At 71.6% G+C, this 17,936-nt stretch carries 17 protein-coding genes and 1 pseudogene; 12 read left to right on the top strand and 6 right to left on the bottom strand.

Translation table 11 applies throughout. From position 1 onward, the window contains the following. Positions 1 to 330: 330 nt before the first annotated feature. From BUE41_RS32855 to BUE41_RS08940, 3 genes and pseudogenes are all read right to left on the bottom strand, one after another. Positions 331 to 507 (bottom strand): annotated as a pseudogene (locus BUE41_RS32855) (MerR family transcriptional regulator); the annotation flags it as partial. 56 nt (positions 508 to 563) lie between these two features. Next, the gene (locus BUE41_RS08945) at positions 564 to 1,760 is read right to left on the bottom strand and encodes a cytochrome P450 (RefSeq protein WP_159444878.1); all 1,197 of its coding nucleotides are present in this window, start codon (positions 1,758 to 1,760) and stop codon (positions 564 to 566) included. Positions 1,761 to 1,956: 196 nt separating this feature from the next. Next, positions 1,957 to 2,553 (bottom strand): carboxymuconolactone decarboxylase family protein, encoded by a 597-nt coding sequence (locus BUE41_RS08940; protein WP_073456529.1) that lies wholly within the window; start codon positions 2,551 to 2,553, stop codon positions 1,957 to 1,959. A gap of 365 nt (positions 2,554 to 2,918) precedes the next feature. Between BUE41_RS08940 and BUE41_RS08935 the strand changes: the two genes are divergently transcribed. The 11 genes from BUE41_RS08935 (at position 2,919) to BUE41_RS08885 (ending at position 14,106) form a co-directional block, all read left to right on the top strand. Then, positions 2,919 to 4,349 (top strand): aldehyde dehydrogenase family protein, encoded by a 1,431-nt coding sequence (locus BUE41_RS08935; RefSeq protein ID WP_073456528.1) that lies wholly within the window; start codon positions 2,919 to 2,921, stop codon positions 4,347 to 4,349. A gap of 295 nt (positions 4,350 to 4,644) precedes the next feature. Beyond that, positions 4,645 to 5,112, top strand: a complete 468-nt coding sequence (locus tag BUE41_RS08930; protein WP_073456527.1) for a cupin domain-containing protein — start codon at positions 4,645 to 4,647, stop codon at positions 5,110 to 5,112. 2 nt (positions 5,113 to 5,114) lie between these two features. Continuing rightward, positions 5,115 to 5,630 (top strand): pyridoxamine 5'-phosphate oxidase family protein, encoded by a 516-nt coding sequence (locus tag BUE41_RS08925; RefSeq protein ID WP_073456526.1) that lies wholly within the window; start codon positions 5,115 to 5,117, stop codon positions 5,628 to 5,630. After that, positions 5,627 to 6,394 carry a glutamine amidotransferase gene (locus BUE41_RS08920; RefSeq protein WP_073456525.1) on the top strand — a complete coding sequence of 256 codons (768 nt, stop codon included), beginning with the start codon at positions 5,627 to 5,629 and terminating at the stop codon, positions 6,392 to 6,394. Before BUE41_RS08925 ends, BUE41_RS08920 begins: the two co-directional genes overlap by 4 nt. 40 nt (positions 6,395 to 6,434) lie before the next feature. Then, a complete protein-coding gene (locus tag BUE41_RS08915) occupies positions 6,435 to 7,433 on the top strand; it encodes a LacI family DNA-binding transcriptional regulator (protein WP_073456524.1) in 999 nt (332 codons plus the stop codon). Continuing rightward, positions 7,363 to 8,397 carry a ribokinase gene (locus tag BUE41_RS08910; RefSeq protein WP_084754601.1) on the top strand — a complete coding sequence of 345 codons (1,035 nt, stop codon included), beginning with the start codon at positions 7,363 to 7,365 and terminating at the stop codon, positions 8,395 to 8,397. Before BUE41_RS08915 ends, BUE41_RS08910 begins: the two co-directional genes overlap by 71 nt. 378 nt (positions 8,398 to 8,775) lie before the next feature. Continuing rightward, positions 8,776 to 10,248, top strand: coding sequence for a nicotinate phosphoribosyltransferase (locus BUE41_RS08905; protein WP_234997083.1), 1,473 nt, complete (start codon positions 8,776 to 8,778; stop codon positions 10,246 to 10,248). Positions 10,249 to 10,362: 114 nt separating this feature from the next. Then, a complete protein-coding gene (locus BUE41_RS08900) occupies positions 10,363 to 10,989 on the top strand; it encodes an HAD family hydrolase (protein ID WP_073456522.1) in 627 nt (208 codons plus the stop codon). Next, the gene (locus BUE41_RS08895; protein ID WP_234997082.1) at positions 10,986 to 12,005 is read left to right on the top strand and encodes a ribose-phosphate diphosphokinase; all 1,020 of its coding nucleotides are present in this window, start codon (positions 10,986 to 10,988) and stop codon (positions 12,003 to 12,005) included. The genes BUE41_RS08900 and BUE41_RS08895 overlap by 4 nt, the downstream gene beginning before the upstream one ends. An 18-nt stretch (positions 12,006 to 12,023) precedes the next feature. Beyond that, positions 12,024 to 13,505: an aldehyde dehydrogenase family protein gene (locus BUE41_RS08890; RefSeq protein ID WP_073456521.1), complete on the top strand. Its 1,482-nt coding sequence runs from the start codon at positions 12,024 to 12,026 to the stop codon at positions 13,503 to 13,505. A 16-nt stretch (positions 13,506 to 13,521) separates the two neighbouring features. Next, positions 13,522 to 14,106, top strand: coding sequence for an LOG family protein (locus tag BUE41_RS08885; protein ID WP_073456520.1), 585 nt, complete (start codon positions 13,522 to 13,524; stop codon positions 14,104 to 14,106). A 13-nt stretch (positions 14,107 to 14,119) separates the two neighbouring features. On the opposite strand, the gene BUE41_RS30095 is transcribed toward BUE41_RS08885, so the two are convergent. Further along, positions 14,120 to 14,836, bottom strand: a complete 717-nt coding sequence (locus BUE41_RS30095) for a TetR/AcrR family transcriptional regulator (RefSeq protein WP_073456611.1) — start codon at positions 14,834 to 14,836, stop codon at positions 14,120 to 14,122. A gap of 550 nt (positions 14,837 to 15,386) precedes the next feature. On the opposite strand from BUE41_RS30095, the gene BUE41_RS32385 reads away from it, so the two are divergent. Further along, a complete protein-coding gene (locus BUE41_RS32385; protein ID WP_268794450.1) occupies positions 15,387 to 15,515 on the top strand; it encodes a hypothetical protein in 129 nt (42 codons plus the stop codon). Between the two features lie 5 nt (positions 15,516 to 15,520). Here BUE41_RS32385 and BUE41_RS08875 read toward each other — a convergent pair whose 3' ends face one another. Beyond that, complete coding sequence (locus BUE41_RS08875) at positions 15,521 to 17,146, bottom strand: thiamine pyrophosphate-binding protein (RefSeq protein WP_073456519.1); 1,626 nt, start codon at positions 17,144 to 17,146, stop codon at positions 15,521 to 15,523. Next, entirely contained in the window at positions 17,143 to 17,916 is a 774-nt protein-coding gene (locus BUE41_RS08870; protein ID WP_073456518.1) for a cyclase family protein, read from the bottom strand. The genes BUE41_RS08875 and BUE41_RS08870 overlap by 4 nt, the downstream gene beginning before the upstream one ends. Positions 17,917 to 17,936 lie beyond the last annotated feature (20 nt).

The following is a 17,936-nucleotide window of genomic DNA, read 5'->3' as shown; positions in this document are numbered from 1 at the left end:
CAATCCGCAGCTACGAGACCGGCTGCGCGACGTCCCGGCCGAGCTGCCGGACGATCCGAGGCGTGTGCTGACGCGCACCGCCGATGGCCGCCGTGCAGCAGGTGGACGCGTGGATCGAGCTGGCTGCTCTGCGGAGAGCCGTGCGGCATCGTTCACCGCTCCACCTCCTCGGTTCCGGCCCGCTGGCCGGCCACCCGGGCGAGCACGGCACGGTTGAGCTGCAAGGCGCGGACCTGCGCGTCCAGCGCGCGCACCGCCGCGGCGGCGACGTCCGCGGTGTCGACCTCGCGCTGCAGGATCCGTCTCCAGATCGAGGCGGCCCAGCTCGCGCAGTGTGCGCACGAGGCACAGGCGCGCGACGCAGGCCTCGTCGTACAGGCGATAGCCGCTGCCCGACCGGCGGGTCGGCGGGATCAAGACATGGTCGGACTGGAACCGGACCGTCCGCGCCGACACACCGGCGCGCCGGGCCAGCTGCCCGATGGCGAGCAGGCGGCCGTCGTCCACGGTGCGAGTCCGGACCTTCCAGCCGCTGGAAGATCAAACGCGGGCGGGACGGCGGTTCACCAGACGACGTCGAGCCGCTTCGGCCCGCAGATCATCGGGCTCTCGACCTTCTCGTAGGCCGTGCCCGGGGCGAGGCGGAGGGCTGGGAGCCGGTCCATCAGCGTCTGGAGCGCGACCGTGATCTCGGTGCGGGAGAGTTCCGCGCCCGGGCAGAGGTGGATGCCGTGGCCGAAGGACAGGTGCCGGCGGGCCGTCGGCCGTCGCAGGTCGAACGCGGCGGCGGTGGGGCCGAAGACGGACTCGTCGAAGTTCGCCGATTCCAGTCCGACGACGACCCGGCCGCCCACCGCCGGCGGCTCGCCACCGATGTCGACGGGGCTGGTGACGGTGCGCAGCACCCAGCGGATCGCGGAACCGTGGCGCAGACCCTCCTCGCGAGCGTTGTCGAGCAGCGATCGGTCGGCCAGCAGGGCCTCCCAGCGGCGCCGGTCGACGAGGAGCTGGTGGACCGTGGACCCGATCGTGTAGGCGGTGCTCTCCAGGCCGGCGACGAACAGCTGCCAGGCGTGGAAGGCGACCTCCTGCTCGGTGAGCCGATGCCCGTCGACCTCGCCGAGGGCGAGCGTGGTGAGCAGGTCATCGGGCGGATCGAGGGCGGTGCGGCGCTGCCGGGCCGCCTCGGTGAAGTAGCGCTCCAGCCGCTGCCAGGCATCGGTGCCGGTGAAGGGGGCGGGCAGGATCGCGGTGATGGCGAGGGAGTCGCGGCTGAGCGCCTCGGCGTGCTCCGGCGGCACCCCGACCAGCCGGGCGATCACGCTCGCGGTCAGCGGCAGCGCGACCTGGCCGACGAGGTCGGCCGGGCCGCCGGGCGGCAGGGCGTCGATCAGCGCCTCGACGTGCTCACGAATCCACGGAGCCGCCTGGACGATCGTCGCCCGGGTGAATCCCGGCCGCAGTAGGGCTCGCAGGGCGGTGTGCGCGGGCGGGTCGCTCTGGGTGATCAGGCTGGGCGGTGCAGGGCCGTCGCCCGCGTCCAGCACGAAGTTCCCCGTGTTGCTCAGCGCCTCGTGCGAGAGCAGTGCCTGGCGGGCGACGTCGTGGTGCGCGACGAAGGCGATGCCGGGGCCGACCGGGGTGAACGGGCATCCGGCGGCGCGCACCCGGAAGAGTTCCCGTCGGACCTCGTCGGACGGGGCGTCGGCGAACGGGTCGAAGGGTGTCGCTTCGGTGCTGAGGTGCTCGGAACTGACCACCACACGCTCCTTTGCGCAGCGGGATCGTGCACGAGCTCGGGGTTCATCCAGACGGATTGACTTGGTCGGCGATTATTCGACGAGCGAGAAAAAGAGTCAACGTTTGAGGAGCACGACGAGAACGACGCTGCCGTGATCAACACACCCTGTTGCTCACGGCAGCGTCGTTCTCGATGGAGGAGGGCGGCCTCCGGTGTCAGCGGTGGTCGGCCACCACCGCGCCGGAACCCCACGGCGTGACGACGTTCTCCCGGTCGTGGAAGCGCTCGGGCAGGTCGTCGACGATGTCCCAGGTCGCCGAGAGCCTGCCGAACCCGACGAAGATCGCGATGTGCACGCCCAGCTCGACGATCTCGGGCTCGGTGAAGTGCTCGCGCAGCAGGTCGAAGACCGACTCGTCGGCGGCCAGGTGGTCGGTGGCGAACAGGTCGGCGTAGCGGAGGGCGGCCTTCTCGGCGGCGGTGAGGTCCGGGGCCTCCTGGGGCTTCTCCAGCGAGCAGACCAGCTCCTCGGTGACGCCGTCCTCCGCCCCGCTCGCGGTGCGCAGGGCCATGCAGCTGCGGCACTGGTTGTGGAACGCGATGCGCAGCCGCACCAGCTCGACCAGTCGCGGCGGCAGTGTGGAGCGCGCGGCGAGCGCGCTGCGGAAGTCGAGGAACGCCGAGGTGAGGTCGGGTCGCTGGGCGAACACCCGCAGCAGGCCGAGGCCCTGCGGATCATCGAGGGCGGCGCCGAGCTTCTCGCGCAGCTCGGGGGCGAAGTCCTGCGGGGGAACGGCGTACAGACGAGCCACGGGACCTTCCTTCGTCGTCGGAGGGAGCGTCGGCAGTGTCCACAGCGACGGCGAGCGTCGTCAAGGTTCTAGCGACGGTGCCGGCCGCGTCGGGAGCGGCGCTGCCGCGGCTTGAATCGATTCGAATCGCTGCAACGTCGTTCGCGACGCGTGCCGGCGGTCCTGTCACCCGACTCCGCCCTTGACCCGCCCGGCTGCCTCCCCTAACCTGCGCTGGAATCGTTTCTACACGCTCGCTCGATCGACAGAACGCGCCGCCGCCAGCATGCGTGCGCGGCCGAAAAGTCCATGAAACATCCAGTTCACAGGGCTTCCTGGCGACCTGGGCGAGCGTGACCGTCGAGCGGCTCCACCGAGGGATGAGGATGAAGGACGCGGATCGTTTCTATATCGGCGGCGAGTGGGTCAACCCGGCGTCGACGGCGACGGCGGAGGTCCTGGATCCGTCGACCGAGCAGCCGATCGCGACGGTGGCGCTGGGCGGCGCGGAGGACGTCGACCGCGCGGTGGCGGCGGCCCGGGCGGCGTTCCCCAGCTACTCGCAGACCTCGGTCGCGGAGCGCGTGCAGCTGCTCGAGCGGATCGTCGAGGTCTACCAGGCCCGGCAGGAGGAGATCGCGGCCGCGCTGATGGCCGAGATGGGGGCGCCCGCGTCCCTCGCGCGGACCGCGCAGGTCGGGGCCGGACTCGGTCAGTTCGTCTACGCGATCGACGCGCTGAAGAACTTCCGGTTCGAGGAGCAGCGGGGCAGCACGCAGATCATCCACGAACCGATCGGGGTCTGCGGGCTCATCACGCCGTGGAACTGGCCGCCGCTGCTCATCGCCGCGAAGGTGGCGCCCGCGCTCGCGGCCGGCTGCACGATGGTCCTCAAGCCCTCCGAGCTCGCGCCGATCAACGCGGTGATCATCGCCGAGATCCTGCACGAGGCCGGGGTGCCGGCCGGCGTGTTCAACCTCGTCCACGGCGATGGCCCGGGTGTCGGCACCGCGCTCACCTCCCACCCGGACGTCGACATGGTCTCGTTCACCGGCTCGACCCGGGCCGGGGTGGAGGTGGCCCGCAACGCGGCACCGACCGTCAAGCGGGTGGCGCAGGAGCTGGGCGGCAAGTCGGCCAACATCATGCTCGACGACGCCGACTTCGCCACCGTCGTGCCGCGCGACATGGGCGACGTCTTCGCGAACTCGGGTCAGTCGTGCAACGCGGGCACGCGCTGGCTGGTGCCCGAGGCCAGGCTGGCCGAGGTGCTCGAGCTGGCCAGGGCCGCGGCGGAGTCGTTCGTCGTCGGCCACCCCGAGCAGGAGGGTGTGCAGCTCGGCCCGCTCGTCTCCCAGGCCGCGTACGACAAGGTCCAGCGGCTGATCCGGAGCGCGGTCGACGCAGGCGCCACGGTCGTCACCGGCGGCCTCGGCCGCCCCGAGGGCCTGGACAGGGGCTACTTCGTGCGCCCCACGGTGATCTCCGGCGTCACCAACGACATGCAGATCGCCCGCGAGGAGATCTTCGGGCCGGTCATCACCGTGACGACCTACTCCGACGTGGACGAGGCGGTCGCGATCGCCAACGACACCGTCTACGGCCTGGCCGGGTTCGTCTCCTCCGCCGATCTGGACAAGGCCCGCGCGGTGGCGCGGCGGCTGCGCACCGGCATGGTGCACGTCAACGGCGCTGGGCTCGACTTCGCCGGCGCGTTCGGCGGGTACAAGCAGAGCGGCAACGGTCGGGAATACGCCGACTTCGGCCTGCGCGAGTACCTGGAGATCAAGACCGTCTTCGGGTACACCCCCAGCTGAGTTGAAACCGTTCTATCGGTAATCGCATTGCCGGTGAGCGTAGCCGAGCCGATTCGGCCGAGGGTCAGCCATCTGTCCGAAACGCCAGTTCACAGTGGATTTACCGGACGCGGTCGCGATGCGTACGACTGTGGGAACCCCGAACGGAGGGCTTGACCGCATCCCCGTAGCGACCGATACGCTAGAAACGATCAAGTCCCGGTCTAACGATAATGACGCACGCCGTGGTCGGACCGCGTGCGAAAGGTTTCTCGAGCCTACTTCCCACTCGGCCAATCTGAGAGGAGGCGTTGCCGTGCCGGAATACGATCCCACCGCCCGCAACGCACGTCGCTATCCCCGGGTGATCGAGCCCGACGAGATCGAGAAGATGCCCGTGCTCACCTTCAACAAGGGCATCGTCACCAACATCTTCCTGTCGCGCGAGCGCGACGACGCCCGCTACTTCCGCCACGGCTACTGCTACGGCGAGCCCGACCACCTGCCCTACCACTGGGACCAGAAGGACTTCGACGAGTCGCACTTCATCCTCGAGGGCCGCACGCGGCTGGTGGTCGAGGACGCGGCCGGCCGCAAGGTCGTCCTCGAGGCCAAGGAGGGCGAGCACGTCTACCTGCCGGCGGGCTACAAGTACACGCTCGAGGCCAGCGGCGTGAAGTGGAAGTTCTTCTGGACGTCCGGCCCGTCGCCGAAGGTCGGGGTCGCCGACGCGCCCGAGTACAGCAAGGAACTGAAGGCGCTGCGCGCCGCGGAGGGGAGCTGAGCATGGCGGTCACCGCGAGCACCTGGCAGCCCCTCAAGGGGGACAAGCGCTGGGCGTACCTCGCCCGGGCCAAGACCATCCGCGTGGCCAGCATCGACGAGGACGGGTCGATCTACCTGACCCCGCTGTGGCTGGTCGTCAAGGACAAGAAGATCTACCTCCCGATCGACGCCGGCTCCCGGCACGCCGCCAACGTCAAGGCCGGTCGCCAGCTCTCGGCCCTGGTCGACCAGGGTGACGAGTACGCCACCGTCTCCGGCGTGCGCATCGTGGGCTCGCTGCGCGAGGTCGAGGACCAGGCGCTGCTCGACGAGCTCGCCCAGCTGGTCTTCGACAAGTACTTCCACGTCGACCACCCCTACGTCGAGCAGTACCTGGAGTTCGGTGAGGCGGCCGGGCGCACGTACTACGAGCTCGTGCCGACCAAGATGATCGGCTGGGACATGCGGGAGATCAACGTGATCGCCATGCCGGAGGCGCGGGTGCTCCCGGCCCACGTCGGGGACCGGCTCCTGTGAGCGGGGACGGGCAGGGACTGCGGGTCCTGTTCGCGGGCGAGTCGTGGATGAAGCACGTCATCCACATGAAGGGCTTCGACCAGTTCCACACCACCGAGTACGAGGAGGGCGCCGGGGAGTTCCTGGCCGCGCTCGACCGGGAGGGGTTCGCGGTCACCTACATCCGCGGGCACGAGGTGTCCTCGCAGTTCCCCCGCAGCACCGCCGAGCTCGACGCGTTCGACGTCGTCGTGATCTCCGACATCGGGTCGAACTCCTTCCTGCTCCCCGACGAGACGTTCCTGCGCTCCGAGCGCAGCGCGAACCGCCTGGCCGTGCTGCGGGACTGGACGCGCGCGGGCGGTGGGTTGGTGATGATCGGTGGCTACATGTCGTTCACCGGCATCGAGGGCAAGGCCCGCTACGGGATGACCCCGCTCGCTGAGGTTCTGCCGGTCACGATGCTCGACCACGACGACCGCGTCGAGGAGCCGGAGGGCGTCAAGGCCGACTTCGACGAGCCCGGCCACGCGGTGCTCGGCGGTACTCCCGCCGAGTGGCCGCCGCTGCTGGGGTACAACCGAGTCGTCGCCAAGGCGGACGCCACGGTGGTCGCCCGCGCAGGCGATGATCCGCTGTTGGTCGTCGGACCCGCCGGTGCCGGTCGTGCGGTGGCGTTCACATCGGACCTCGCCCCACACTGGGCTCCGCCGGAATTCGTCGGATGGCCGCACTACCAGCAGTTGTGGGCGTCCATCCTGCGATGGGCGGCCCGGGCCACATAGGGGGAAGGTCTCGTCCGTGGTTGCACGCCGTCGACCCACCATGAAGGACGTCGCTGAACACGCGAACGTCTCCATCAGCACCGTCAGCTACGTGCTCAACGACAGCGGCCCCGTCGCTCCCGAGCGGCGCAACCGCGTGCTCGACGCCATCCGCGTGCTGAACTACTCGCCGAACGAGTCGGCGCGCAGCCTGAAGCGGCGGTCGGCGTCCACCATCGCGATGGTCGTTCCCGACCTGACCAACCAGTTCTTCGCGATGGTCACCGAGGGCGTCCAGAAGGCGGCGTCGGCGGTGAACGTGCTGGTCGTGCTCGTGGTGCCGGACGCCATCGAGACGCCGGAGGAGCACTACGCCAAGCTCCTCCGCAGCCAGCGGGTCGACGGCGTGATCTACCTGTCCGGCACCGGGTCGATGCCCGAGACGATCTACGAGATGGCCCGCTCCGGGCCCGTCGTGCTGGTCGACGAGCAGATCCCCGGCCGGGACCTCCCGTCGGTGGTCTGCGACTCGCGGCGCGGCGCGCGGGAGGTGGCCACGCACGTGCTCGACCAGGGCCACCGACGGCTCGCGGTGATCGGCGGGCCGCCGGCGCTCTGGACCGCGCAGCAGCGGCTCGCCGGGTACCGCGAGGCGTTCGCCGGGGCCGGGCTCGATCCCGACTCGGTCCCGGTGTTCAACGGCGACTACCGGCAGGAGTCGGGCGGTGAGGCCGCCGCGAAGATCCTCCAGCTGCCCGAGGACGAACGTCCGACGGCGCTGCTGTGCGCGAACGACCTGATGGCCATCGGCGCCATCGAGCACCTCCGCACCAACGGGCTGCGGGTCCCCGAGGACGTGAGCATCGTCGGATTCGACGACCTGCCGATCTCCGCCCTGCTCACCCCTCGGCTCACCAGTGTGCGCCAGCCGGCCCGCGACATGGGCTACCGCGCCGCGAAAGCGCTGTTCGACCTGATGGAGGGCAAGGATGTCGAGGCCGCCGACCAGCTCCCCGCAGTCGTCCAGATCCGCGACAGCGTCGTCCCGCCCGGCCGCTGACGCACCGGCCGTCGACCTCGTGGTCCTCGGCGCGGTCAACGTCGACATGGTGGTGCGGGCCCCGCGCCTGCCGGCTCCCGGCGAGACCGTCGTCGGGCCCGGGATGGAGAGGTTCGGCGGGGGCAAGGGCGCGAACGCGGCCGTCGCGGCGGCCCGGGCCGGTGGCCGGGTGCGCTACATCGGTGCCGTCGGCGACGACGACATCGGCCGGCAGGCTCTGCGCGAGCTGCAGGACGACGGGGTCGACACCTCCGGGGTGCTGGTCAGCACCGCGTCGCCGACGGGGGTGGCGTTGATCGTGGTCGGCCCGGGCGGCGAGAACCAGATCGCCGTCGGCGCCGGCGCGAACGGCGACGTGTCGGCCGAGCTGGTGACGGCCGAGCTCGCCCGGGTCCTGCCCGGTGCGGGCGGGGTGCTGGTCAGCACGGAGATCCCGGAGGAGGCGGTGGCGGCGGCCGTGCGCGCGGCGCACGGCGCGGGGGTGCGCTGCATCCTCAACCCGGCACCGGTCGTGCCGGTCGTGGCCGAGTTGCTCGGGCTCGGCCCGGTCCTCACCCCGAACGCGGGGGAGTGCCTCGCGCTCGCCGGTCGACCACCGGCCGACGGCGCGGAGCCGAAGCGGGACCAGGTCCTCGACGCGGCGCACGCGCTGGTCGCGGTGACCGGGGCCGAGGTGGTCGTGACGCTCGGGGCGGACGGTGTTCTCGTGGTCCGTCCCGGCGGGACGAGCGAGCACGTGCCGCCCCGGCCGGCGACGGTCCGCGACACCACTGGGGCGGGCGACACGTTCAGCGGCGTGCTGGCGCTGGCGCTGGCCCGCGGCGTCGGCCTCGACGACGCCGTCCGCATCGCGAACGCGGCGGCGGCGTTGTCCGTCGCAGGGGAGGGAGCCCGCGGCGGAATGCCCACCGCGGACGAGCTGGTCGCCGCGGAACCCGCGGCGAAGGCGCTCTGGAACGGGTGAGCACACACCCGAGGTAGAACCGATTCGACAATTTCTCGATCACGCGCGAGCCGGTCGCACGGCGGCTCGCCGGGATCGGGTGTTCCTCAGCTCTGCCGTGGATCGGTTCAGCATTGTCGATCTGCGGAAATACTCGATCGGGTGAGCGTCTGGTCGCCTCGTCGTGCGCCATGCTCGTGCCGGCGCGGCGGAGGAAGAGTGCGTTGACGATCACACTAGAAACGTTAAAATGCTGTTGCTGAGCGGCGTGAGGTCTAGTCGTCGGCCGCAGTCGTGCGCAAAGCTGAGTGAACTCCTGGAAGTGCAGGTCCGCGCACCAAAGTCTGTCGTGCCATCAACGGTCGGCGCGGATGTCGGTAGAAACGACTCTCGTGAAGGGTGGACGAGCCGATGGGCTACCTCGACAACCTGATCATCAACACGGACAACTACAAGCACTGCCACTACCCGCTCTACCCGCCGGGTACGGAGTACGTCTCCAGCTACATCGAGTCGCGCGGTGGTGAGTTCCCGGTCGTCCAGTTCGTCGGGCTGCAGGCCTTCCTGCGCGAGTACCTGATGCGCCCGATCACGCTCGAGGACATCGACGAGGCCGAGTTCGTCGTCCGCGAGCAGGGCATGCACTTCAACCGCGACAACTGGCTCGGCATCCTCAACGACCACGGCGGCTTCCTGCCCGTCGAGATCGAGGCCGTACCCGAGGGCCTCGTCCTCCCGGCCCGCAACGTGCTCGTCCAGGTCATCAACACCGACCCGAAGTACTTCTGGGCCACGAGCTTCTTCGAGACCGCCCTGCTGCGCGCGGTGTGGTACCCGACCACGATCGGCACGGTCAGCTGGCTGTCGAAGATGGCCATCAAGGAGGCCTACGCCCGCACCTCCGACAACCCGCACCTGATCCGCAACGTCCTGCACGACTACGGTGCCCGCGGCGTCAGCTCCCAGCAGTCCGCCGCGCTCGGCGGCCTCGCGCACCTGGTCAACTTCGACCAGTCCGACACGGTGCCCGGCATCCTCGCGGCGAAGCACTTCTACAACGCCGGCAAGGTCTCGAACTCCGGCCCGAACTCCGAGCACGCCGGGTTCTGCGCGTGGGGCCGCGAGCACGAGGCCGACGCGCTGCGCAACATGCTCGAGGTCTTCGCGCCCGAGGGCTGCGCGCTCCTGCTCAGCGACACCTACGACCACGAGAACTGCGTCAAGAACATCATCGGCGGAGAGCTGAAGGAGCAGATCCGCAACTTCCCCGGGCTGGTGGGCGTGCGTCCCGACTCCGGCGACGTCGTCCAGGTCACCGCCGACACCATCGGCTGGCTGATGGACGCCTTCGGCTACGAGGTCAACTCCAAGGGCTTCAAGGTCCTTCCGCCGTTCATCCGGGTCGTGCAGGGCGACGGCGTGACGTTCCACAGCCTGCCCAAGGTCTTCATGGAGATGGAGCGGCGCGGCTTCGCCGCCGACAACGCGGTGTTCGGCATGGGCGGCGGCCTGCTGCAGCACTGGAACCGCGACACCATGAACTTCGGCCAGAAGGCCTCGGCCGTCTGCGTCAACGGGGAATGGCGGGACATCGCCAAGGCGCCCACCGGCGCGTCGTTCAAGGCCTCGAAGAAGGGCCGGCTCGCCCTCAAGTACGAGAACGGCACCTACGTCACCGTGCCGAAGGGCTCGATCCCCGAGTCGGAGAACGTCCTCAAGCCGGTGTTCCGCAACGGCAAGCTGCTCAAGAAGTGGGACTTCACCGAGCTGATCGCCAACGCCGAGCGGGAGGTCCCCGAGTCCTACTACATCGACCACATCAAGGAGATGCGCACCGTGACCCGCGAGGTCCCGGTCGCCGCGTCGGCCTGAACCCCGATCTGCGGCGCCGCCGCGGCCCGTCCCCCACGCAGCCGCGGCGGCGCCGCCCCGCCCGACACCTCTGGAGTCCGCTCGATGGCCCGGACGCACCTTCACGTCTTCGACATGGACGGCACTCTGCTGCGCGGTGCGGCATCGGTCGAGATCGCCCGGCACCTCGGCACCTACGAGGAGGCCGACCGGATCGAACAGGCCTGGCTGCGCGGCGAGATCACCGACGCCGGCTTCTGGGAGCGGATGCTGCCGCTGTGGGCCGGTATGACCGAGGCGGACATCGACGCGGCGTTCGCGGCGGCGGCCTGGATCGACGGCGTCCGCGAGGTGTTCTCCGACATCCGCCGCCGCGGTGAGCACATCGCCGTCATCTCGCAGTCGCCGCACTTCTTCGTCCGGCGCCTGGAGGGATGGGGCGCCCACCGCACGTACGGCACCGACGTGGTGCCCCACGAGCCGCAGCGGGAGGTACGGATGCTGACCCGCCAGCACAAGGTCGACATCACGATGACGCTCATCGAGGAACTGGGCATCACCGAGAAGGAGTGCGTGGCCTACGGCGACTCGACGTCGGACACGCTGTTGTTCGAGCGGTTGCCGTACTCGGTCGGGGTCAACTGCAGTCCGCTGCTGCGGGAGACCGCGACCGTGTGCTTCGACGGCGACGACATCCGCGGCGCGTACGAGCTCGGCCGGCAGCTGCTGGAGGGCGCGCCGGCCGTGCGGTGCCCGACGTGACCGGGGCCGTCGCGACGCGGCCGACCAGCATGCCGCTGGGCTACCACAAGCGGCTCATGGTCTTCTCCGGCCGCGCCAACCCCGCGCTCGCCGCCGCGATCGCCGCGGAGCTCGGCGTCGAGCTGGGGTCGGTGGTGCTCAAGACGTTCTCCAACGACGAGGTGTACTGCCGCTACACCGAGTCGATCCGCGGCGCGGACGTGTTCATCGTCCAGCCGATGTGCGGCAACCCCGCCACCGGGCTGAACTCGAACGACGCGCTGCTCGAGCTGCTGGTCATGATCGATGCGGCGGTGGGGGCCAGCGCGCACCGCGTGATCGCGGTGACGCCCTGGTACGGCTACTCCCGGCAGGACAAGAAGTCCGCGCCGCGCGAACCGGTCTCGGCCCGGCTGGTGGCGCGGATGCTGGAGTCGGCCGGCGTGGACCGGGTGCTGACCATGGACCTGCACGCCGGTCAGCTGCAGGGGTTCTTCTCCCGCCCGGTCGACCACATGACCGCGCTGATGATGCTCGCCGACCACTTCGGCGGTCTCGCCGAACCCGCCGAGCTGGTCGTCGTCGCTCCCGACGCCGGCCGGGTCAAGCTCAACAAGCAGTTCGCCACCCGCATCGGCGCGGGGTTGGCGATCCTGGACAAGGAGCGGCCCCGCCAGCAGGTCGCCCAGATCGGCACCGTGATCGGCGACGTCCGCGACAAGACGGCGATCATCGTCGACGACATCATCGACACCGCCGGCACGCTGCGGGCCGCCGGCGAGGCCGTCGTGAAGGCGGGCGCGCGGCGCGTGTTCGCGGCGGCGACGCACCCCGTGCTGAGCGGGCCGGCGCACGAGAACCTCGCCGCCGCGCCGTTCGAGCGGATCGTCGTCACCGACACGATCCCGCTGCGGCCCGGTGTGCCGGCCAACGTCGACGTGATCTCGTGCGCGCCGCTGCTGGCCGACTCGATCCGGCGCATCTTCACCGACGACTCGGTCAGCGAGGTCTTCGGCGGCAACAACCACCTGTTCTGAACCCCGGGAGCTCGCACGATGACGTCGAGTCCGACCAGCGCGGAACCGGTTCCGCTGCGCAGCCGCATCGGCGGTGCGTGGGTGGACGGCGACGGCGCGGACCTGGTCGACCGCAACCCTGCCCGGCCCGACGAGGTGGTCGCGCACGGCCGCCTGGTCGGCCGCGCCGCCCTGGACGACGCGGTGGCGGCTGCCGCCGCGGCGGCCCCGGGCTGGGCCGCGACCCCGTTCCCGGCCCGCGGTGCGATCCTCGCCCGCGCGGCCGCGATCGTCGACGAGCACGCCGAGGCCTGGGGCGCCGAGCTCGCCCGCGAGGAGGGCAAGACCCGCGCCGAGGGCGTGGGCGAGGTCCGGCGCGCGGCGGACGTCCTGCGGTTCTACGCCGCCGAGGCGCAGCGGCCGGTGGGCGAGGTGTACGCGTCGCCGCGGCCCGGCGAGCAGATCCACGTGCTGCACAAACCGGTCGGCACCATCGGCGTGATCACCCCGTTCAACTTCCCGATCGCGATCCCGGCGTGGAAGATCGCGCCCGCGCTCGCGTACGGCAACCCGGTCGTGTGGAAGCCGTCGCTCGACGTGCCCCTGCTGGCGATGCGTTTGACCGAGGCGCTGGTCGGGGCCGGCCTGCCGGAGGGTGTGCTGTCGCTGCTGCTCACCGACGACGGCACCGCGGGGGCGCTGGTGGAGCACCCCGGCATCGCGCGGGTCACCTTCACCGGGTCGACGGCCGTCGGCCGCCGGGTGATCGCCGCGTGCGGGGCGCTCGCCCGGCCCGTGCAGGCCGAGATGGGCGGCAAGAACGCGGCTGCCGTGCTGGCCGATGCCGAGCTCGGTCTCGCCGTCGGTGAGGTGCTGGCCGGAGCGTTCCGGTCGACCGGGCAGAAGTGCACCGCCACGTCGCGGGTCGCGGTCACCGAGACCGTCGCGGACGCGTTCGTCGCGGAGCTGGTGCGGCGCGCGGACGCGATCACCGTCGGCGATCCGCTCGACGACGCGACGTGGATGGGCCCGCTGGTGTCCGTCGCCGCCCGCGACCGCGTGCTCGCGAGCGTGGCCGAGGCACTGAAGCGGCCCGGAGTGCGCTTGCTGTGCGGCGGCCACCCGTTCGAGGACGACCGCGGGAAGGGCGCGTTCGTGCCGCCGACGGTCCTGGAACTCGACGGCGACGACGAGCTGTGGCGCTCCGAGGTGTTCGGTCCGGTGCTCGCGGTGCGCCGGGCGCCGACCGACCGCGCGGCGCTGGACCTCGTCGACGACAGCGCGTACGGCCTGTCGGCCGCGGTCTTCACCAACCGGCTCGACGCCGTCGAGGAAGCCGCGCAGCTGATCGACGTGGGCGTGCTGCACGTCAACTCGGAGACCGCCGGAGCCGATCCGCACGTGCCGTTCGGCGGCGGGAAGGCCAGCGGGTTCGGCCCGAAGGAGCAGGGGCGCGCGGCACGGGAGTTCTTCACCGCCACCACCACCGTCTACCTGCGGTCCGCGGCCGCGGCCCGCTAGCGCCCGGGAGGACGCGATGGCGACCATCACCAGCTTGTGCGTGTTCTGCGGATCCAACCCCGGCCGCGACCCGGCTTACGTCGACGCCGCCCGCAGGCTCGGCCGCCACCTCGCGGAGGAGGGCATCACGCTCGTCTACGGCGGGGCGAGCGTCGGCACGATGGGGACGCTCGCCGATGCGGCCCTCGCCGCAGGCGGCACGGTCGTCGGCGTCATCCCGCGTCAGCAGACCGGTCAGGAGATCGCCCACCAGGGCCTGACCGAGCTGCGCGTCGTCGAGTCGATGCACGAGCGGAAGGCGACGATGGTCGAGCTGGCCGACGGGTTCGTCGCGCTCCCCGGCGGGCTCGGGACCCTGGAGGAGTTCGCCGAGGTCCTCACGTGGTCGCAGCTGGGCATCCACGCCTGCCCGACCGGGCTGCTGAACACCGGTGGCTACTACCGGCACTTCCTGTCCTTCCTCGACCACGCCGTCGCCGAGGGGTTCCTGCGACCCGCCGATCGTGGACTGGTGATCGCGGGGGAGGACCCGGTGAGCCTCATCGATGCACTGCGGGTGTGGGAGCCCGCACAGGAACGGGGTTGGCAGCCGGTGCAGTGAGGGTGCGGCCGAGTCAGCCGCGGTCGATCCGGGCCGCCACGCCGTCGAGCACCATCGCCAGGCGCCGCTCGAACACCGCGTCGGGATCGGGGTGGTCCTCGGCCTCGCGCACCACCCGCTCCAGGTAGGGCAGATCAGCGTCCTGCAGCAGCTGCGACAGGTACGGCCCGACCTGGAGCTGGTAGGCCGCGAGGTCCAGGCCGGTGCGCTCCTGCGTCTCCCGCTCGCCCAGCTCCTGCCCGACGTAGCCGCGGGTGAAGTGCAGGACCGTCGACACCGCGTCCATCATCGCGTCGATGTCGAGGCCGAGGCCGTCCACGCAGGCCAGGCCGATCTCGCGGAGCCGCTGCGCGTTCGGGCCGAGCGTCGGGCGGTGGCCGAACCGCGCGATCCACGGGTGCGCGTGGTGCAGGCGGCGCGTCTCGCGGGCCAGCCGGGCGAGATCGGTCAGCCAGTCCCCGGACGGCATCCCGCTCAGGTCCAGCTCGCCGAGCACCGCGTCGTACATCAGCTCGGTGAGATCGTCCTTGCTGCCGACGTGCCGGTAGAGCGCCATCGCGCTGTGCCCCATCCGGCCGGCGACGCTGCGCATCGAGACCGCGTCGATCCCGTGCTCGTCGGCGATGGCGATCGCGGCCGCGGTGATCGCCCGGTGGTCGAGCACGCGGGCCGGGCCCCGTCCCTGACCCGACAGGCGGGCCCAGATCACGGGCGGCGGATCGTCGGTCACGGGCCCTCCCCGGTTGCCGGTGTCCGGGCAGGAGTTCACGGTGTGCACGACCAGTAGCGTACGGTGTAAATGTCTGAGGGGGAGTCGTGTCGGTCGAGCGCCGCGGCCCCGCTGCCGGGGGACGACACCGATCCGCCACACCGGGCGCGGGCGCGGCTGCTGCTCCCCGAGACCGCCGCCGCTGCCGGCCGGCGATCCGCCGCGATCGAGCGCCTCGACGCGGCCGGGTCGATCCCACCGACGTGCGCGCGGCCGAGTGCACGGCCGAGGTGCAGCGCACGGCCGGGCGGACCGCGGACGCGTTCCGGAACCGAGCACCTGGCCGACGGAGAGGAAAGCACCGTGCCCCTGTACTGCTACAAGTTCAGCTACGCCAAGTTCAGCTACGCCCCCGAGGTCTGGGCGGCGATGATGGCGAACCCGGGCGACCGCCGGGACGCCATCCACTCGATCCTCGAGCCGTCGGCGGAAAGCTCGAGTGCCTCTACTTCTCCTTCGGTGAGCCGGACGGCTTCGCGGTCGTCGAGCGCCGGACTCCGCGGCGTGCTCGGTGATCGTCGCGAGCACGGGCTCGTTCGCGTCGGTGGAGACGGTCGAGGTGATCGACCCCGACCGGATGGTCGAGGTGCTGCGCACGGCCGGGCGGACCGCGGCCGCGTTCCCGAAGCCGGGCAGCTGACCCGCTCAGTGCCCGCGGAACGCCTCCGCCAGCCACCACGACGGCTCGTCGGCGCGCACCTTCGCGTCGACGAGCATCGGCGCGGTCCGCGGGCCGGCGAGCCACTCCCGCACCGCGTCGAGATCGCTCACCCGCCGCACGGGGACCCCGTGAGCCCCGTAGCCTGCCGCGATCGCGGCGAGGTCGGCGTCGGGGAAGCGGACCGCCGTGTGGTCGGCGCCGGTGAAGTGGTGGAACTCGGCGCCGTAGCCGGCGTCGTCGTACACCACGATCAGCATGCCGATCCCGAGCCGCACGACGGTCTCCAGCTCGGCGATCCCCATGAGGAACCCGCCGTCGCCCAGCGCCGCGACGGGCAGTCGATCGGGCCGGGCCAGCGCGGCGCCGATCGCCGTCGCCAGGCCGAGCCCGATCGACTGGAAGCTCTGCGTGAAGCAGAACCCGGCCGCGTCCGGCACCGCGAGGTAGGCGCTCGGGTAGCCCATGAAGTTGCCGGAGTCGACGGCGACCGTGCGCTCGGCGGGCAGCAGCGCGTCGAGCGCGACGGAGAGCGCGCGCGGATCGATCCGCTCGGGATCGTCCGGCCGGTCCGGCACCGGGACCTGGGCCCAGCGGCCCTCGACGGCGATCCGCGCGCCGATCTCCGGCGTGCGGTAGCCGGGCCCGCCGGAGACGGCGGCCGACACGTCGCGCACGGTCTCGGCAACGTCGCCGAGGACGGCCAGGTCGACCGGCCGCTGCGCGCCGAGCGCCGCCGGGGTGTCGTCGACCTGCACGACGGTGGTGTCCTCGCCGATGAGCGCGCCGTGCCGCGTGGTCCACATGGTCAGCGACGCGCCCCAGGCCACCACGAGATCCGCGCCGGTGATCAGCTCCGCGGCCAGGTCGGTCGCGAACCCGCCGGCGATCCCCAGGTTCCACACATGGCCCGTGAACAACCCGTTCGCGACGGCCGACGTGGCCAGCAGCGCACCGCAGGCGTCGGCGAGCACGGCCAGCTCGGGACCGGCGTCCCGGGCGCCGCGGCCGGCGATGAACACCGGGCGCTCGGCACGGTCGAGCAGCCCGGCCAACTCGGCGACCGCGGCGGCGTTCGGGCGGGGCGGCTGCGGCGGCGTGAACCGCACCGGGGCCGGCTCACCGGGTGCCGCCTGCACGTCGAGGGGCACGTTGAGCACCACCGTGCGGCGCTCGCCGCGGCAGGTCGTGTACGCGCGCAGAACGTCCCTGACCGCTGACGCGGGCGAGTGCACCCGTTCCGGCACCGCGCCCACGGCGGCCGACACCTGGTCCTGGTCGATGCGGAAGTTGGAGCGCACCGCGGACCCGCCGGTGTCGGCGGCCAGCACCAGCACCGGGGTACGGCTCTTCGCGGCCTCGGTGATCCCGGTCAGCGCGTTGGTGAGCCCGCAGCCCTGGTGCAGGGTGACCACCGCGACCTCGCCGGACGTGCGCGCGAACGCGTCGGCCATCACCGCTGCCCCGCACTCGTGCCGCGCCGGAGTGAACGGCACGCCGTGCGCGCGGAGGGCGTTGGTGACGTGGAAGTTCCCGCTGCCCACCACGCCGAACGCGTGCCCGACGCCGAGCTCGGCGAGCACCGAGCCGACGACCTCGGCGACGGTCGTCACCGTTCCACCAGCGCCAGCACGCGCGCCGGGCTGCCCGAGCCGCCGACGATCGGCAGCGGCGACACGATCAGCAGCGCACCCGTCGCGGGCAGGCGGTCGAGGTTGCGCAGGCTCGTCAGGCCCCACTTGTTCGCGCCCATCAGGTAGTTGTGGCACGAGAACGGCGGATCGAAGCCGTGCGCCGCGCCTGCGTCCGTGCCGACCGTCTCGGTGCCGAACCCGGTGATCGGCGACTCCTGCGCGAGCCAGCGCGCGCACTCCGGTGCCACGCCGGGGGTGTGCGGGCCGTCCTCGTCGGCGTTGGCGAAGGCCACCGGATCGTCGCCGCGCGCCGACCAGCCCGACCGCATGAGCAGCCAGCCGCCGTCGGGCAGCGGGCCGTGCTCGGCCTCCCACGCCCGGACGTGGTCGATCTGCAGCAGGAAGTCGGGATCCGCCGCCACCTCGGCGGTCACGTCGATGACGGCCGCGGGCGCGACGAGCGTGCGCAGCGGCGCCTGCGACACGTCGAGTCCGTCCTTGCCGGTCACCCAGTGGATCGGGGCGTCGAGGTGGGTGCCGGTGTGCTCGCCGGTGTGGATGTCGTTCCAGTACCAGGCGGGCCCGCGGTCGTCGTAGCGGGAGAGCTCCTCCAGCCGGAACGGGCTGGTGTTCGCCAGCGGCGGCGGCAGCTGCAGGATCGGCGTCGACTCCTGCAGCGGCGTGGTGAGGTCGACGACCTCGACCGCGCCCGAGTCCAGCGCGGCGAGCACGGCGGGCAGAACGGACATGCGGGCTCCTCGGTATCGGC

This window comes from Pseudonocardia thermophila, assembly GCF_900142365.1.
GTDB classification, from domain to species: Bacteria; Actinomycetota; Actinomycetes; order Mycobacteriales; family Pseudonocardiaceae; genus Pseudonocardia; species Pseudonocardia thermophila.
This window is presented reverse-complemented; position numbering and strand designations above follow the sequence as displayed.

Coding starts and splice junctions, on each gene's coding strand:
- BUE41_RS08935 (WP_073456528.1), top strand. CDS start 2,919: ATGAAGGACGCGGATCGTTTCTATATCGGCGGCGAGTGGGTCAACCCG.
- BUE41_RS08925 (WP_073456526.1), top strand. CDS start 5,115: ATGGCGGTCACCGCGAGCACCTGGCAGCCCCTCAAGGGGGACAAGCGC.
- BUE41_RS08915 (WP_073456524.1), top strand. CDS start 6,435: ATGAAGGACGTCGCTGAACACGCGAACGTCTCCATCAGCACCGTCAGC.
- BUE41_RS08910 (WP_084754601.1), top strand. CDS start 7,363: ATGTCGAGGCCGCCGACCAGCTCCCCGCAGTCGTCCAGATCCGCGACA.
- BUE41_RS08900 (WP_073456522.1), top strand. CDS start 10,363: ATGGACGGCACTCTGCTGCGCGGTGCGGCATCGGTCGAGATCGCCCGG.
- BUE41_RS08890 (WP_073456521.1), top strand. CDS start 12,024: ATGACGTCGAGTCCGACCAGCGCGGAACCGGTTCCGCTGCGCAGCCGC.
- BUE41_RS08885 (WP_073456520.1), top strand. CDS start 13,522: ATGGCGACCATCACCAGCTTGTGCGTGTTCTGCGGATCCAACCCCGGC.
- BUE41_RS08870 (WP_073456518.1), bottom strand. CDS start 17,916: ATGTCCGTTCTGCCCGCCGTGCTCGCCGCGCTGGACTCGGGCGCGGTC.